Annotated in this window: 17 protein-coding genes; 16 read left to right on the top strand and 1 reads right to left on the bottom strand. The window is 70.7% G+C overall.

The window, feature by feature from the left end:
- Nucleotides 1-50: 50 nt before the first annotated feature.
- Both K0817_RS17010 and K0817_RS17005 read left to right on the top strand, forming a co-directional pair.
- Nucleotides 51-353, top strand: a complete 303-nt coding sequence (locus K0817_RS17010; protein WP_219982878.1) for a hypothetical protein — start codon at nt 51-53, stop codon at nt 351-353.
- Between the two features lie 17 nt (nt 354-370).
- Entirely contained in the window at nt 371-1,846 is a 1,476-nt protein-coding gene (locus K0817_RS17005) for a hypothetical protein (RefSeq protein ID WP_219982877.1), read from the top strand.
- Here the strand turns inward: K0817_RS17005 and K0817_RS17000 are convergent.
- A complete protein-coding gene (locus K0817_RS17000; protein WP_219982876.1) occupies nt 1,818-2,210 on the bottom strand; it encodes a phage holin family protein in 393 nt (130 codons plus the stop codon). The genes K0817_RS17005 and K0817_RS17000 overlap by 29 nt on opposite strands.
- A gap of 127 nt (nt 2,211-2,337) precedes the next feature.
- On the opposite strand from K0817_RS17000, the gene K0817_RS16995 reads away from it, so the two are divergent.
- The 14 genes from K0817_RS16995 to rpmG all read left to right on the top strand — a co-directional run bounded on the left by K0817_RS16995 (nt 2,338) and on the right by rpmG (nt 15,082).
- Nucleotides 2,338-3,450 (top strand): histidinol-phosphate transaminase, encoded by a 1,113-nt coding sequence (locus tag K0817_RS16995; protein ID WP_219982875.1) that lies wholly within the window; start codon nt 2,338-2,340, stop codon nt 3,448-3,450.
- 64 nt (nt 3,451-3,514) lie between these two features.
- On the top strand, nt 3,515-4,642 hold the full coding sequence (locus K0817_RS16990; RefSeq protein ID WP_219983145.1) for a thiamine pyrophosphate-dependent dehydrogenase E1 component subunit alpha: 1,128 nt from the start codon (nt 3,515-3,517) through the stop codon (nt 4,640-4,642).
- A 113-nt stretch (nt 4,643-4,755) separates the two neighbouring features.
- Nucleotides 4,756-5,721, top strand: a complete 966-nt coding sequence (locus K0817_RS16985) for an alpha-ketoacid dehydrogenase subunit beta (protein ID WP_253735505.1) — start codon at nt 4,756-4,758, stop codon at nt 5,719-5,721.
- 14 nt (nt 5,722-5,735) lie between these two features.
- Nucleotides 5,736-7,127 (top strand): dihydrolipoamide acetyltransferase family protein, encoded by a 1,392-nt coding sequence (locus K0817_RS16980; protein ID WP_219982874.1) that lies wholly within the window; start codon nt 5,736-5,738, stop codon nt 7,125-7,127.
- 50 nt (nt 7,128-7,177) lie between these two features.
- On the top strand, nt 7,178-8,245 hold the full coding sequence (locus tag K0817_RS16975) for a metal ABC transporter solute-binding protein, Zn/Mn family (protein ID WP_219982873.1): 1,068 nt from the start codon (nt 7,178-7,180) through the stop codon (nt 8,243-8,245).
- On the top strand, nt 8,242-9,123 hold the full coding sequence (locus tag K0817_RS16970; RefSeq protein WP_219982872.1) for a metal ABC transporter ATP-binding protein: 882 nt from the start codon (nt 8,242-8,244) through the stop codon (nt 9,121-9,123). The genes K0817_RS16975 and K0817_RS16970 overlap by 4 nt, the downstream gene beginning before the upstream one ends.
- Entirely contained in the window at nt 9,120-9,995 is an 876-nt protein-coding gene (locus K0817_RS16965) for a metal ABC transporter permease (RefSeq protein ID WP_219982871.1), read from the top strand. Before K0817_RS16970 ends, K0817_RS16965 begins: the two co-directional genes overlap by 4 nt.
- Nucleotides 9,996-10,052: 57 nt before the next feature.
- The gene (locus K0817_RS16960) at nt 10,053-10,493 is read left to right on the top strand and encodes a Fur family transcriptional regulator (protein WP_219982870.1); all 441 of its coding nucleotides are present in this window, start codon (nt 10,053-10,055) and stop codon (nt 10,491-10,493) included.
- On the top strand, nt 10,480-11,550 hold the full coding sequence (locus tag K0817_RS16955; protein WP_219982869.1) for a permease: 1,071 nt from the start codon (nt 10,480-10,482) through the stop codon (nt 11,548-11,550). The genes K0817_RS16960 and K0817_RS16955 overlap by 14 nt, the downstream gene beginning before the upstream one ends.
- A complete protein-coding gene (locus tag K0817_RS16950; RefSeq protein WP_219982868.1) occupies nt 11,543-12,343 on the top strand; it encodes a TIGR03943 family protein in 801 nt (266 codons plus the stop codon). The genes K0817_RS16955 and K0817_RS16950 overlap by 8 nt, the downstream gene beginning before the upstream one ends.
- A gap of 5 nt (nt 12,344-12,348) precedes the next feature.
- Entirely contained in the window at nt 12,349-13,767 is a 1,419-nt protein-coding gene (locus tag K0817_RS16945; RefSeq protein WP_219982867.1) for a hypothetical protein, read from the top strand.
- Nucleotides 13,768-13,832: 65 nt separating this feature from the next.
- Nucleotides 13,833-14,516 carry a DNA-3-methyladenine glycosylase gene (locus tag K0817_RS16940; protein ID WP_219982866.1) on the top strand — a complete coding sequence of 228 codons (684 nt, stop codon included), beginning with the start codon at nt 13,833-13,835 and terminating at the stop codon, nt 14,514-14,516.
- Between the two features lie 159 nt (nt 14,517-14,675).
- The gene (rpmB, locus tag K0817_RS16935) at nt 14,676-14,912 is read left to right on the top strand and encodes a 50S ribosomal protein L28 (protein ID WP_168913235.1); all 237 of its coding nucleotides are present in this window, start codon (nt 14,676-14,678) and stop codon (nt 14,910-14,912) included.
- On the top strand, nt 14,912-15,082 hold the full coding sequence (rpmG, locus tag K0817_RS16930; protein ID WP_005051772.1) for a 50S ribosomal protein L33: 171 nt from the start codon (nt 14,912-14,914) through the stop codon (nt 15,080-15,082). The genes rpmB and rpmG overlap by 1 nt, the downstream gene beginning before the upstream one ends.

Raw genomic sequence — 15,082 nt, 5'->3', positions numbered from 1 at the left:
ATCGGTCGCAGCGGGCTCGTGAGAACCGCCGCGGCCGACAGCATGGACGCGTGAACGACCCCGCCGCCCCCGCCTCGCACCAGCTGGCCGTCGTCGTGCGCGATCTGGCTGCCCTCATCGAAGGGCTGACGGATGCCGCGGCCACCGCGCGCGGCCTCTCTGCGGCGACCGACTGGCAGTCCTCGGCCGCCACCGCCTTCCACGAGAAGGCCGAGCTGTGGGCGGGTCAGGTCTCGGGACTGATCTGCCTCGCCGAGACTGCGCGGATCGATGCGGCTCACGCTCGCGATCGCGCCGCCTTCCGCGAGGCCGACGCGTACGCCGCCGCCTTCGCCCCGGCGGGCGCGCGATGAGCGGCGACGGGCGCGCGATGAGCGGCGACGGGCTTCCGCCGTTGCCCGAGGGTGGGCTGCCCTTCGACGACGGCCACACGGTGGACGCTCATTCGAGGGATCGCTTCAGCGGGCTCCCCGAGGCCTGGCCGCGAGCAGAGACGGGGCTCGAGCTACGGGGCGGCGGAGCCGTTGCCGTCGACACCGTCAGCCTGCGCCACACCGCAGGTCTCTTCGTCACCGCTGAGACCGACCTCGAAGGGATCTGCCGGCGGCTCGGCAACTCGCAGGGCACGCTGCTGGGGCTGCGGGAGTGGGACGCGCTGTCGTCGGTGACGGTGCTGTTCCAGCGTCTCGTCGAGGTGAGAGCAGAGGCCGAGCGCATCGCCGCAGCCCTGCGCGAAGCAGCCATCGCCTACGAGCTGGTCGAACTGAACGCCGAGCACCGCACGGCTGTGATGGCCGGCGATGGGGCCCGGGCGACGGTCATCGACGCACGGATGACGCGCCTGAGTCGGGAGCACCCCGACGCGTGGACGAAGGCGCTCGAGTCCGAGTTCAACCGCACGGTCAACTGGCCCGGCGAGCTCGCGCGGCAGGCGGCCGAGAGCGGGCTCGTCGTCGGCTCCGAGTTCGGCGGTCCCGCGGGAGTCGGCACCGGCGCCGCCCTCGGGCTCGGCACGATCGTGGGCGCCGCGGTGCTCGGGATCGGCGGTCAGGGCCGGCTCGCTCGCGACGCGCGCCTCACCGGCCAGGCCGGCCCGGTGACCCTGACGCCCGTACCCCCGGTGGCGGCGACCGGTGCGCCGCAGAGCCTGGCTGCGGTGACGCAGCGGATGCCGGGGGCCGGGGACTCCCGGGTGCGCGTCGAGAAGTACGCGATGCCCGACGGCTCGAAGCAGTTCGCGGTCTACATCGCCGGCATGCAGTCGTTCGCGTACGGAGGTGACGACCCGTGGGACAACCAGTCGAACCACGAGCTGTACACCGGCCGGCAGTCGGAGTCGTATGCCGCGACGACGCAGGCGCTGGCTGAGGCCGGTGCGCAGCCCGGCGACGTGGTGCACGCGTTCGGTCATTCGCAGGGAGCCATGATCGGTTCGCATCTGGCGCTCGAGGGCGAATACGACACACGCACGCTCGTCACCTTCGGCAATCCCGTCGCCGCCGACGTCGGCGCGGGCACGCTCAGTGTGACGCTGCGCCACACCGACGACCCGGTGGCCGCGCTCGCTGGCGGCGGGCACAACGCCGCCGTCGGTGCGCCGGGCAGCTTCGTCGCCGAGCGCGTCGCCCACACCGACATCGGCCTCTCGGACGCCGACGTGCCCGCCCACCGGATGGTCATCTACGCCGACACTGCGGCGATGGTCGACGCCTCCACCGACCCGCGGGTCGGCGAGCTGCGGGCGGTGTTCGATCAGCTCGCAGAGGCCGAGTCGGTCGAGGTGACCGAATACGCCGCGACACGCGGTGAAGCCGGCGTCAGTCCTTCTTCCGCGGGCGGAGGATGATGCCGAAGATCCAGTTGATGAGCGAGATGATGATCGCCGCGACGACGCCCCACCAGAAGTCCTCGACGCGAAGTCCCCAGTTCCACCAGTGCGTGAGCCAGGCCGTGAGCCACAGCAGGAACGCGTTGATGATGAGGCCGATGAGCCCGAGCGTCAGGATGTAGATGGGGAAGGCCAGCACCTTGATGACCGTGCCGATGATCGTGTTCACCAGGGCGAAGATCACCGCCACGAGCAGCAGCGTGAGGATCAGCTGCAGTGTCTCGCCGGGTGGGAACGGGATGACGAAGACCTGAAGCGCCGGGATCAGGGTCACGACCCAGATCGCGAACGCGTTGACGACGACGCGGATGAGGAAGCCCATGCGCGTCAGTCTGGCATGCCGGTGCGACGCGCCGGAAGGGCGCGCAGTCGCCCGCTCCCACGCACCGCGCTCACCTGGCGCACGAACGCATGGCGCGGCATCCGTCCCCCGCTCTTAGACTCGGGGCGTGACCGACGCACCAGAGATCCCTGTCCGCGTGCGCGCCGAGGTCGCCGCGCTGCCACCCTATAAACAGGGCAAGCAGGCCGGCGCCGAGGCGTTCAAACTCTCGAGCAACGAGAACCCGTTCGATCCGCTGCCGGGCGTCCTCGCTCGCGTCCAGGCCGCCACCGCGTTGAACCGGTACCCGGATGCCGCGGCCAATCGCCTGCGCGCGCGCCTCGCCGAGCGGTTCGCGGTCGGCGTCGATGGCGTGCACATCGGGGCCGGCAGCGTGTCGATCCTCGCGCAGCTCGTGCAGGCCACGTCCGGACCCGGCGACGAGGTGATCTACGCGTGGCGCTCTTTCGAGGCGTACCCGTGGCTCGCCGTGGTCGCCGGATCGACGGCTGTCGAGGTGCCGCTCACCATCGGCGCCCGGCATGATCTGGACGCGATGGCCGCCGCCATCACCGAACGCACGCGTGCGATCATCGTCTGCACCCCCAACAACCCCACCGGGCCGGTCGTCACGCAGGCGGAGTTCGACGCGTTCGTCGAGCGAGTGCCGTCGGACGTGCTGGTGATCCTCGACGAGGCCTACTCCGAGTTCGTCACGGCGCCCGCCGCCGTGGACGGCACCCGGGTGCTCGCCGGCGGAGCGCACCCCAATGTCGTGGTCCTGCGCACGTTCTCGAAGGCGTTCGGGCTCGCCGGGCTCCGCATCGGCTATGCCATCGGTCACCCCCGCGTGCTCGACGCGGCGCGCACCACCGCCATCCCGCTCTCGGTCACCGCTCACGCCGAAGAGGCGGCGCTGGCCAGCCTGGACGCGCACGACGAGCTGATCGAGCGGGTGCGCTCGATCGCCGATCGCCGCGACCGCCTGGCCGCCGCGCTGCGCGAGGCGGGCTGGCAGATCCCCGACGCACAGGGCAATTTCGTGTGGCTGCCGAGCGGCGCCGAGACGCTCGAGGTCGGCGCGGCCTTCGATGCGGCAGGCCTGATCGTCCGCCCGTTCGCCGGCGACGGCATCCGGATCTCGGTCGGCGAGGAGGAATCTGTCGACAAGGTCCTACGGATCGCGGCATCCGTTGTGAAGGACCTCCCACAGGGTCACTCGGGCCGCGGGCTAGCGTAGAACGGTGACGCCTCCCGAAGAGTCGGCGACGACTGCCCCCACACCCCCGCCAGGCGCCGCCGGCGTGTCGCCCGAGGACCCCACTCTCGTCCGGCTCCTGCAGGCGGACGGCACGTTCGCCCCCAGCGCCGCCGCCGAGCCGTACCTCGAGCTCGTGAACGGCCTCGGCGACGCCGATCTCGAGCAGTTCTACCGCGACATGGCCGTCATCCGGGCCTTCGACGTTCAGGCGACGAACCTGCAGCGCCAGGGCCAGCTCGCGCTGTGGCCGCCGAGCTACGGCCAAGAGGCCGCGCAGGTCGGCTCGGCGCACGCCGCCCGCCCGCAGGACCACATCTTCCCGTCCTACCGCGAGCATGTCGTGACGAAGATCCGCGGCGTCGACCCGATCGACATCATCCGCCTCATGCGCGGCCTCACGCACGGCGGCTGGGATCCCTTCGATCCGAAGAACGGCAACACCCACATCTACACGCTCGTGCTCGGGGCGCAGACCCTGCACGCCACCGGCTTCGGCATGGGACTGGTCTTCGACGGCCGCTGCGGCACCGGCGACCCTGAGCGCGACGAGGCCGTCGTCGTCTACTACGGCGACGGCGCATCCAGCCAAGGCGACGTGCACGAAGCCATGGTGTTCGCGGCGAGCTATGCGACCCCCGAGGTCTTCTTCCTGCAGAACAACCAGTGGGCCATCTCGGTTCCGGTCGCGACGCAGTCGCGCTCCCCGCTCTACAAGCGGGGCGAGGGTTACGGCATGCCGAGCATCCTCATCGACGGCAACGACGTCCTCGCGAGCTGGGCGGTGACCCGCCGGGCGCTCGACGAGGCGCGCTCGGGCTCGGGGCCCCGCGCGATCGAGGCGATGACCTATCGCCTCGGCGCGCACACCACGAGCGACGATCCCACGAAGTACCGCACGTCGGACGAGGAGGAGTCGTGGCGCCGCCGCGATCCGATCGCGCGCATGAGGGCGTACCTGCTCGCGCGGGGCGCGTCCGAGGCCTTCTTCGCGGACGTGGAAGCCGAGTCCGAAGCGCTCGCCGACGACGTCCGCACGCGGACCAACGCGCTGGGCGGGCTCGACCGCGAAGCGATGTTCGCGCACGTGTACTCGGAGGACCACCCGCTCATCGACGAGCAGCGCCGCTGGCTCGCCGACTACGAGGCATCCTTCGAAGGAGGCGCATCGTGACAGATACCCGGTCGTTGAGCGAGCGCATTTCGACAAGCTCAGGAACCGCGAGCGAGACGAAACGCCCCGAGCCCTCCGTGCACGCGGATGCCGAGACGCGGGCGGTGGAGACCATGCCGCTCAGCCGCGCGATCAACGCCGGCATGCGAGCGTCGCTTGCGAGCAGCGACCGTGTGCTGCTCATGGGCGAGGACATCGGCAAGCTCGGCGGCGTGTTCCGCGTGACCGAGGGGCTGCAGGCCGAGTTCGGCGAGCGGCGCGTGATCGACACCCCGCTGGCAGAGTCAGGCATCGTCGGCACCGCGATCGGCCTGGCGATGGCGGGCTTCCGGCCGGTGGTCGAGATCCAGTTCGACGGCTTCGTCTACCCCGCGTTCGACCAGATCACATCTCAGCTCGCCAAGATCACGAACCGCCACGAAGGCGCGCTGCAGATGCCCGTGGTCATCCGCATTCCGTACGGCGGGCACATCGGCGCGATCGAGCACCACCAGGAGAGCCCCGAGGCGTACTTCACGCACACCCCGGGTCTGCGCGTCGTGAGCCCCTCGACGCCGAACGACGGGTACTGGATGATCCAGGACGCGATCGCCTCACCCGACCCCGTGATCTTCCTCGAGCCCAAGGCCAAGTACTGGCAGAAGGGCGAGGTCGACACGTCGGCCCGCGCGCTGCCCCTGCACGCTTCGCGGGTCGTGCGCCGCGGCACCGACGTCACGCTCGTCGGCCACGGTGCGATGGTGACGACGCTGCTGCAAGCCGCCTCGGTGGCCGAGTCGGAGGGCACCTCGTGCGAGGTCGTCGACCTGCGCTCGCTGTCGCCCGTCGACTACGGCCCGATCCTCGACTCGGTGCGCCGCACCGGCCGCATGGTCTACGCGCAGGAGGCTCCGGGGTTCAACTCGCTCGGCTCCGAGGTCGCCGCGACCGTCATGGAGCGGGCGTTCTACGCGCTCGAGGCCCCCGTGCTGCGCGTGTCGGCCTTCGACACGCCGTTCCCCGCCGCCAAGCTCGAGGGCACCTACCTCCCCGACGCCGATCGCATCCTCGAGGCCGTCGACCGCGCCCTCGCCTACTGACCCGTGAGGACCACATGAGCACGCAGACCTTCCTTCTCCCGGACGTCGGCGAGGGGCTGACCGAGGCTGAGATCGTCTCGTGGCGGGTGGCCCCGGGCGACGACGTCGCCGTCAACGACGTGCTCGTCGAGATCGAGACCGCCAAGTCGCTCGTCGAGCTCCCCTCGCCGTTCGCCGGCACGGTCGGCGAGCTGCTGGTACCCGAGGGCGAGACGGTCAACGTCGGGGCGCCGATCATCACGATCGCATCGACGACGGATGCCGCGGGCCCGGCGACCGTCGGACAGTCCGAGCACGGCGAGCCCGACGCGGCACCGGACGCCGGCGACGGTGCGGTGCTCGTCGGCTACGGCACCGGGGGTCACGTGCAGTCCCGCCGCCGTAAGACAGCGGCTCCTGCCGCGCAGCGGGTCGCGGCATCCGTCGGCGTCGTCGCGAAGCCGCCGATCCGCAAGCTCGCGCGCGACTTGGGCGTCGAACTGGCCGCTGTCTCGCCGAGCGGCCCGGCCGGCGAGGTCACGCGCGAAGACGTCGTGCGCCACGCGTCGCAGGCCAGCGTGTTCCGAAACATCGAGACGCCCGAGTGGGGCGACGTGCGTGAAGAGAGGATCCCGGCGCCGCAGCGCTCGGCCGGGCCGGCTGGGCCCCCGCGGCCGGAGGCCGCGGGGACGGTGTCCCCGGCGACGCCCGCTCCCGATGCCGCGGGGCGCGAGGAGACGATCGCGGTCAAGGGCGTGCGCAAGGCGACGTCGTCGGCCATGGTGCAGTCGGCGTACTCCGCACCTCACGTGTCGGTGTGGACCGACGTCGACGCGACGCGCACGATGGAGCTCGTCAAGCGACTGAAGGCCTCTCCCGACTTCGCCGATGTCAAGATCTCTCCCCTGCTCATCATGGCGCGTGCCGTGATCTGGGCCGCACGCCGCACGCCGATGGTCAACGCCGCGTGGGTCGACGCCGAGGGCGGCGCCGAGATCCGGGTGCGCCGATACGTCAATCTCGGCATCGCCGCCGCCACGCCGCGCGGCTTGCTGGTGCCCAACATCAAGGACGCACAGGAGCTGTCGATGCGCGAACTCGCCCGCGCGCTCGAGAAGCTCACGCTCACCGCGCGAGAAGGGCGCACCACGCCCGCCGACCAGCAGGGCGGCACGATCACGATCACCAACATCGGCGTGTTCGGAATGGATGCCGGCACCCCGATCATCAACCCCGGCGAGGCCGGCATCGTCGCGATGGGCACGATCCGCCAGAAGCCGTGGGTCGTCGACGGCGAGGTGCGCCCGCGCTTCGTCACGACGGTGTCGGGATCGTTCGACCATCGCGTGATCGACGGCGACGGCATGTCGCGGTTCATCGCCGACGTCGCCTCGATCCTCGAGGAGCCCGCGCTGCTGCTGGACTGAGGCGGGCCAGCGGTCAGAGAACGATTATCAATAGCGGTAGAATGGCCGACATGGCCCCGAATCGACGCTCCCTGACCCTGCTCGGCCTGGCCGCGGCATCCGTTCTCGCCCTTGCGGGCTGTGCCGGCACACCTCAGGCCGCCGGCGACACCGAGCCGGAAGCGGGCCTGACGGTGGTGGCTTCGACCAACGTCTACGGGCAGATCGCCGAGCAGATCGGCGGAGACCTCGTCGAGGTCACCTCCATCATCACCAGCGAGTCGCAGGACCCGCACTCGTTCGAGCCGAGCGCGCGTGACCAGCTCACCGTCGCCGACGCCGACCTGATCATCGAGAACGGCGGCGGGTACGACGCGTACGTCGACGCCCTGATCAAGTCCAGCGGCAGCGAGGCTCACGTCATCACCGCCGCGGAGTACTCGCACGACTGGCCCGAGAACGCCGGTCACGAGGAAGAGCACGCCGACGAGCACGCGGATGAGACGGATGCCGCGACCGACGAGCACGCCGACGAAACGCACGCCGACGAGACCGATGCCGCGACCGACGAGCACGCCGACGAGCATGCCGAGGAAGGCCACGAGCACATCGAGGGCTTCAACGAGCACGTCTGGTACGACCCGCACACCATGGCCTACGTCGCCGAGGCGATCGCCGAGGAGCTCGGCGAACTGAGCCCCGACGACGCTGAGACCTTCACCGCGAACGCCGAAGCGTTCGTCGGCGAGATCGAGGGCCTGGAGGACTCGCTGGCCGAGATCGGCAGCGCGCACGAGGGCGAGCACGTCTTCGTCACCGAGCCGGTGCCGGGCTACCTCGTCCGTGAGGCGGACCTCGAGAACGTGACGCCCGAAGCCTTCAGCGAGGCGGTCGAAGAAGGACAGGATGTCGCACCCGCGACCCTGCTCGAGTCCCTGGGACTGATCGAGTCGGGCGAGGTGAGCGTCGTCATCACCAACACCCAGACGGGTGGAGCCGAGACGACCCAGATCGTGGACGCGGCCGAGGCCGCCGGCATCCCGGTGATCGCGTTTTCGGAAACGCTGCCGGAGGGCCAGACTTACATCTCGTGGATGCAGGAGAACATCGAGGCGCTGAGCGCGGCACTGGACGAGTGACCGCCGGCTCGCGCGAGCCGATCCTCACCATCCGGGATGCCGCGCTCCGGCGCGGTGACCGCGAGCTGTGGTCGGGCCTCGACCTCGACGTGCACGCGGGCGAGCTGATCGCCGTTCTCGGCCCGAGCGGTTCGGGCAAGACGACGCTCCTGCGCGCGATCCTCGGCCTCGAAGATCTGTCGAGCGGCAGCATCCGAGTCCTCGGCAGTGAAGTGCGCAGTCCAGGCAGCCGCCGCGTCGGCTACATCCCGCAATCCCGGCCGCTCCCACGCGACACGGCGCTGCGCGGCCGAGACCTCGTCGCCCTCGGCGTCGACGGCCATCGGTTCGGCTTTCCGCTCCCGCGGCGCGGCGACCGCGAGCGCGTCGACGCGCTGATCGACGCGGTCGGAGCGCGGGAGTTCGCCGACCGGCCGATCGGACAGCTGTCGGGCGGCGAACAGCAGCGGCTGCGCGCCGGACAGGCGCTGGCCGACGATCCGCTGCTGCTGCTGTGCGACGAGCCGCTGACGAGCCTGGACCTGGCCAACCAGCAGGCCGTGATCAGTCTCATCGACCGGCACCGGCGCGAGAAGCTCCCCACGGACTCTCCCCCCGCCGCTGATGTTTCAGGCCGAGCCTCCGGCCGCGTGGGCCCCGCGGCCGTCATGGTCGTGACCCACGACATCAACCCGCTGCTGGGCAAGGTCGACCGCATCCTCTACATCGCGAACGGCCGGTTCACGCTCGGCACTCCGGAGGAGGTGCTCCGCTCGGAGGTGCTCACGGCGCTCTACGGCGCGCATGTCTTCGTGCTGCGGGCGGGCGACCGGCTCGTCGTCGTGGGTGCGCCCGATGCCGAGGCATCCCATCACCATCACGACGAGGTGCACGAGTGAACTGGGACGACGCCGCCGACGCGATGTTCGGCGGCCTGCCGTACTACGGCGAGATCCTCGCCCTGGTGTCGAACTCGGTGTGGGCGGGGGCCGTGCTCGGTCTCGTCGGCGGTCTCATCGGCGTGTTCATCATGCAGCGCGACATGGCATTCGCGGTGCACGGCATCAGCGAGCTCTCGTTCGCCGGGGCCGCGGCGGCGCTCCTCATCGGCTGGGACGTCGTCACAGGCTCGATCATCGGATCGATCGCGGCGGCCGCGATCATCGGGTGGCTCGGCGCGCGTGCGCGCGACCGCAACTCGATCATCGGCGTGCTGATGCCGTTCGGGCTGGGGCTCGGCATCCTGTTCCTGTCTCTGTACGACGGCCGCAGTGCCAACCGGTTCAGTCTGCTGACGGGGCAGATCGTCTCGGTGCAGTCGGGCCAGCTCGGCTGGCTGATCGGGATCGGCGCCGTCGTGCTGCTGGGACTGCTGCTCATCTGGCGGCCGCTGCGCTTCGACTCGCTCGACCCGCAGTCCGCCGCGGCGCGCGGTGTGCCGACGACCGCCGTCTCGCTGGCCTTCATGCTGCTGCTGGGGCTGATCGTCGCCGTCGCCGTGCACATCATCGGCGCCCTGCTGGTCATGGCGCTGCTGGTCACGCCGGCCGCCGCGGCGATGCGGGTGGCGTCGGGACCGCTGTCTGTGCCCCTGCTGTCGGCCCTGTTCGGATTCGTGTCGGCGGTCGGCGGCATCCTGCTCGCGATCATGGGCACGCTGCCGGTCAGCCCGTACATCACGACGATCTCGTTCGTGATCTACCTCGTCTGCCGGGTGATCGGCGCCCGACGCGGTCGCGTGACGCGCGCCGCGACCGTCACCGCGGGATGAGCCGGCGCAAAAGTGGCGCCCGGCCGATGTCCAGGCGCCGCGGCTAGACTCCCGGGCATGGTTCAGCGCAACACCTGGCAGCGCGAGCGCGTGCGCGAAGCGCTCGCCGACGCCCGTGGCTTCGTGAGCGCGCAGTCCCTGCACGCGACCTTGCGCGACGAGAACACCGGCATCGGCCTGGCCACGGTGTACCGCGCGCTGGCCGGCCTCGCCGCTCAGGGCGACGCCGACTCGCTGCAGAGCCCCGACGGCGAGGCGCTGTATCGCGCCTGCATCAGCGCCGGGCATCACCACCACCTGATCTGCCGCTCGTGCGGGCTGACCGTCGAGATCGAGGCGACCGACGTCGAGCAATGGGCCAAGCGCACGGCCGAGCGCCATGGCTTCAGCGAGGCCGAGCACATCGTCGACATCTTCGGGCTGTGCGCCTCGTGCTCGGCTGAACGCGACGCGACGGCCGGGGAGATGAAAGACGTCGAAGAGCGTGACGCGGACTGACCCCCGCCCTCCGGCCGGTCGCGCTCGCCCCCACCGTCACGAGACGGCTGCGCAGGCCGCGGCACGGCCCTCGTCGTCGGCCCGCACCCTGGTGTGGCTCGGCGTCGGCCTCGTCGTCGTCGCAGGACTGTTCCTGGTCGATTGGCTCGCCCCGCAGCTCTTCCCCGCGCCGCTTCCGACGCGCGCACAGGACGGACTGACCCTCGCCATCAGCGTGCTCATCGAGTCGTTGCCCTTCGTGGCGCTCGGGGTCGTGCTGTCGATCGTCGTGCAGGTGTGGGTGCCGCCGGGGGTCATCGAGCGATGGATGCCGCGCCGCGCGTGGGCACGACGCGCGGTGCTGTCACTCCTCGGCATGATCGTGCCGGTCTGCGAGTGCGGCAACGTGCCGTTCGCGCGCGGCCTGCTCATGCGCGGCTTCTCGGTGCCCGAGACCCTGACCTTCCTGATCGCGGCGCCCATCGTCAACCCCATCGTGATCATCACGACCCATCAGGCGTTCGGTCTCAGCGACGGCGTGCTGATCGCCCGGCTGCTCGGCGGGTATGCCATCGCCAACCTCATCGGCTGGCTTTACAGCCGGCATCCCTCTCCCGACGCCCTGCTGACCGACCGCTTCCGCGACACGTGCGCCCTGATCGCGCACGAGCCCGGAGGCCGCGGCCGGCGCACCATCTCGCAGTTCGTGGTCGAGCTGCGTGCGGTCATGCCGGCGCTCGTGATCGGGTCGGCGCTCGCCGGGGCGGTGCAGGTGCTGGTGCCCCGCGAGGCGCTCGTGGCGATCGGCTCCAATCCGGCACTGTCGATCGTGGCAATGGTGGCCCTGGCCATGGTCGTGTCGATCTGCTCGAACGTGGACTCGTTCTTCGCGCTGTCGTTCGCCTCGACCTTCACGCCCGGCTCGATCGTCGCTTTCCTGCTGGTCGGGCCCCTCGTCGACGTCAAGATGCTCGCGCTCATGCGCACGACCTTCACGTGGCGGACGCTCGGCGGCATCGTCGTGGTGGTCGTGCTCGCGGCCTTCGCCATCGGGACGGCGGTGAATCTCTTTGCGTAAGGCAGGATTCGTCGGCACGCGGTGGCTCGGCGTGGGGCTCGCCGCGGCGCTCGCCGTGGTCACCCTCTCACTGGCCCTCACGGGGCAGCTGGGGCTGTACATCAACCCGGAGTCCGCGTGGTTCGCGGTGTCGATGGCCGTGGTCGTGCTCATCGGAACGGTCGCATCCTTCGCGCTCCCGCTCGGCGCCGAGGCCGACCACGGCCACGACCACGGACAGGGTCACGACCACGACCACGACCTCGGTCACGACCACGACGACGACGCTGCACCTGTGGAGCACCCCCGGCACCCCGCCGCGGTCGGGGCGACCGTGGTCGGCGGGATCGCGGCATCCGGAGTCGTCGTCCTGGCACTCGCCCTGCCGCCGGCGTCGCTGTCGGCTGAGCTCGCGATGTCGCGCGACGTGGGGGCCCCGCCCCTGTTCGGCGGCGCGTCGACCGTCCAGCTCGCCTCGACCGGTGACACCGCCTCGTTCGGGGTCGGCGAATGGTCGACCACCTTCGCGACCGCGACGAACCCCGACGCGTTCGACGGCGACCCGGTCGAGCTGACCGGGTTCGTGACGCCGTCCGAAGACGGCGGCTTCGGCCTCACCCGGCTCGTGATCACGCATTGCGTCATCGACGCGCAGCCCGCGAGCGTGCCGGTCCTGGCCCCCTCGGACGCTCCCGACACGGGACAGTGGGTCACGATCACGGGCACCGTGCGCTCCTCGTCGGACGGGCGGCTCGCGATCGACGCGGTGTCGGTCGAGTCGATCCCCGAGCCCGAGGATCCCTATGAGTACTGATCCGTATGAGCACTGAGTCCGGCACGCGTCGCGCGCGTTCGCGCCGGCGGCGGGGCCGCGCGTTCGCCGGCGCCTTCGCGATCGTCATCGCGGCGCTCGGCGTGCTCGGGCTCGCCGGTGCTGCGGCGAGCATCGCCCAGGGTCCGCGGATCACCGACGTGTTCGTGGATCCGGCGGCGGCGGCCGAGGCATCCGGATCCCGTCTCATCGTCACGACCTCACAGTCGCTGGCCGACGTCGACGCGTCGCAGGTGACGATCACACCCGCCACGCCGTTCGAGGTCGATACGGCGGGCCGCAGCATCGGGGTGCGCTTCACCCTGCCGTTGTGGGACGACACCGAGTACACCGTCGAGATCGCCGACGTCGCTTCGGTCGCCGGTGGCCCCGCCGCGACGGTCTCGGAGACGTTCCGGACGCCCGCCGCGCAGATGTTCCTGCTGCAGCGTTCGGGTGCCACCGACGGCGGCGACCTGATCTACCGCACCGACCTCACCGGCAACAACGCGGTGCCGGTCTTCACGCACCCGAACATCGAGGACTTCCGTGCCACGGCCTCGCACCTCGTCGTGTCGGTCCGCACAGAAGAGGATCGCCCGAGCCTGATCGTGACAGACCTCGACGGTGCCAACGAGCGCGAGCTCACGCTTCCCGGCGACGGGTTCGTGTCGAACCTGCAGAGCGCCGACCGCGGCGAGCTGATCGGATACACCTTCTCGGACGCCGAGCTCAGCGCCGATTCGGGACGCGAGAGCAGGCTCTACACCGCGTCGCTGAAGGATCCGGATGCCGCGCCCGCCGAGATCGCGGTGGAAGGGGCCGACCCGCGCGTCGCCGAGTGGCGGTTCGTGCCCGACACCGACAGCATCCTGCTGCTCTCGTTCGACGGCGCGCTGCTGCTCACCGGGTCGGGGGGCGAGGGCGCGACAGCGCTGGGGACCGCCATGGCGATCGAAGGCATCGCGCGCGGCTCGAGCGAGGCCGTGGTCGATCGCGTCGAGCAGACGGCGGTGGTCGACCTGACGGATGCGAGCGAAGAGCCGCTGGTCGCGCCGAGCACCGAACTCGGTGGGACGAGCTCGGTGACGCCGCTGCCGGACGGCTCGACCATCCGCACCGCCGCCGTCCTGGAGGGCGAGGTGCCCACCGGACGCACGGCCGTCGCGCTCGTCGCCGCCGACGGGCAGACGCGCCCGCTCACCGAGATCGCGGCGACGGATGCCGTGCTGCAGGTGTGTGTGTCGCCCAGTGCCCGCTATGCCGCGGTGCTGGTGGCCCCCGACGCGGTGTCGAACAGCTACGACACGTACCAGCTGCCGCTGCCCGAGCGACCCGAGACGCGCATCCTCGAGATCGCCGACGGCGAGCCCGTCGTGGCGCTCGCCGGCGCCGCGATCTCCTGGTGCCAGGTTCCACCGCAATGACCGCGGCCCGAAGTGGGCCGCCGCCGGCGACCGCGAGCAGGCGTCTGCCTGCGTAAGATCGCGGCATGTCCGGATCCGAGCTTCGCGCCGCCACCCGCGCGGAACTCGCGGGTCTTCCTGCCGACGTCGCACCCAAGCTGCTCGGCGCGCACCTGACGACCATCGTCGCCGGTGAGGCAGTGACAGTGCGCCTCACCGAGGTCGAGGCGTACCACGGCCGTGGCACCGGCCCGATGGCCGACCCCGGCTCGCACGCCCGCATGGGACCGACCGCGCGCAACGCCACGATGTGGGGCGAACCCGGGCACCTGTACGTGTACCTCAGTCACGGCATCCATTCCTGCGTCAATGTGGTGTGCGGTCCGGAAGGCGTCGCGGGCGGAGTGCTGCTGCGTGCGGGGCAGGTCATCGAGGGGACGGATGCCGCGGCCCGCCGCAGGCCTGCCGCCAAGACCGTCCGCGACCTCGCACGCGGACCCGGCCGGCTCGGCGACGCGATCGGCCTGCGGCATCCGGTCCACGACGGAATCGACGCGGTCGCCGGCACGCCGTGGCACGGTGCCGTGGCGCGCCTGGAGCTGCTGACGGATCCTCTCGCCGACATCGCGTCGGGCCCGCGCGTGGGCGTCGCCGGCGTCGCGGGTACGGCGGCGTTCCCGTGGCGGTACTGGGTGCCCGGCGACCCGACGGTGTCGCCGTTCCGCTGGGGCCGCGGGGCTCAAGAGGCCGCCGACGCCGTGCTAGACTGACTCTTTGTCTGCGCGCACTCCAGCACGCAGTTCGCGTTTCGTCTCGCAAGCTCGCTCAACGACCGGAAGATTCCGGGCGGTGCCGAGGTGCGTCTCGGAATGTAGACAAGGGATCTTGGGTGGGGCCGTCCGGCTTCACGGTACTAAGGAGACATCACTATGGCAGCAGTGTGCCAGGTGACTGGAGCAGTTCCCGGCTTCGGTCACAACATCTCGCACTCGCACCGCCGGACGAAGCGCCGCTTCGACCCGAACGTGCAGAAGAAGACATATTTCGTGCCGTCGCTGGGCCGCAACATCAAGCTCAACGTGTCGGCGAAGGGCATGAAGGTGATTGACGCACGCGGCATCGAGTCCGTCGTCAAGGACCTCCTCGCGAAGGGTGTGAAGCTCTAATGGCGAAGAAGGCTCAGGACGTCCGTCCGATCATCAAGCTGCGTTCCACCGCGGGCACGGGTTACACCTACGTCACGCGCAAGAACCGCCGCAACAACCCCGACCGCATCGTGCTCAAGAAGTACGACCCGGTCATCCGCAAGCACGTCGAATTCCGAGAGGAGCGCTGA

The sequence above is a fragment of the Microbacterium sp. HD4P20 genome (assembly GCF_019449275.2).
Classification (GTDB): domain Bacteria; phylum Actinomycetota; class Actinomycetes; order Actinomycetales; family Microbacteriaceae; genus Microbacterium.
Note: the sequence above shows the minus strand (reverse complement) of the source record. Positions and strands in the feature narration are given on the sequence as shown.

What these genes read in the sequence shown, in the direction of transcription:
- K0817_RS17005 (WP_219982877.1), top strand. Translation starts at nt 371, where the DNA reads ATGAGCGGCGACGGGCTTCCGCCGTTGCCCGAGGGTGGGCTGCCCTTC.
- K0817_RS17000 (WP_219982876.1), bottom strand. Translation starts at nt 2,210, where the DNA reads ATGGGCTTCCTCATCCGCGTCGTCGTCAACGCGTTCGCGATCTGGGTC.
- K0817_RS16985 (WP_253735505.1), top strand. Translation starts at nt 4,756, where the DNA reads ATGCCGCTCAGCCGCGCGATCAACGCCGGCATGCGAGCGTCGCTTGCG.
- K0817_RS16980 (WP_219982874.1), top strand. Translation starts at nt 5,736, where the DNA reads ATGAGCACGCAGACCTTCCTTCTCCCGGACGTCGGCGAGGGGCTGACC.
- K0817_RS16975 (WP_219982873.1), top strand. Translation starts at nt 7,178, where the DNA reads ATGGCCCCGAATCGACGCTCCCTGACCCTGCTCGGCCTGGCCGCGGCA.
- K0817_RS16960 (WP_219982870.1), top strand. Translation starts at nt 10,053, where the DNA reads ATGGTTCAGCGCAACACCTGGCAGCGCGAGCGCGTGCGCGAAGCGCTC.
- K0817_RS16945 (WP_219982867.1), top strand. Translation starts at nt 12,349, where the DNA reads ATGAGCACTGAGTCCGGCACGCGTCGCGCGCGTTCGCGCCGGCGGCGG.
- K0817_RS16940 (WP_219982866.1), top strand. Translation starts at nt 13,833, where the DNA reads ATGTCCGGATCCGAGCTTCGCGCCGCCACCCGCGCGGAACTCGCGGGT.
- rpmB (WP_168913235.1), top strand. Translation starts at nt 14,676, where the DNA reads ATGGCAGCAGTGTGCCAGGTGACTGGAGCAGTTCCCGGCTTCGGTCAC.
- rpmG (WP_005051772.1), top strand. Translation starts at nt 14,912, where the DNA reads ATGGCGAAGAAGGCTCAGGACGTCCGTCCGATCATCAAGCTGCGTTCC.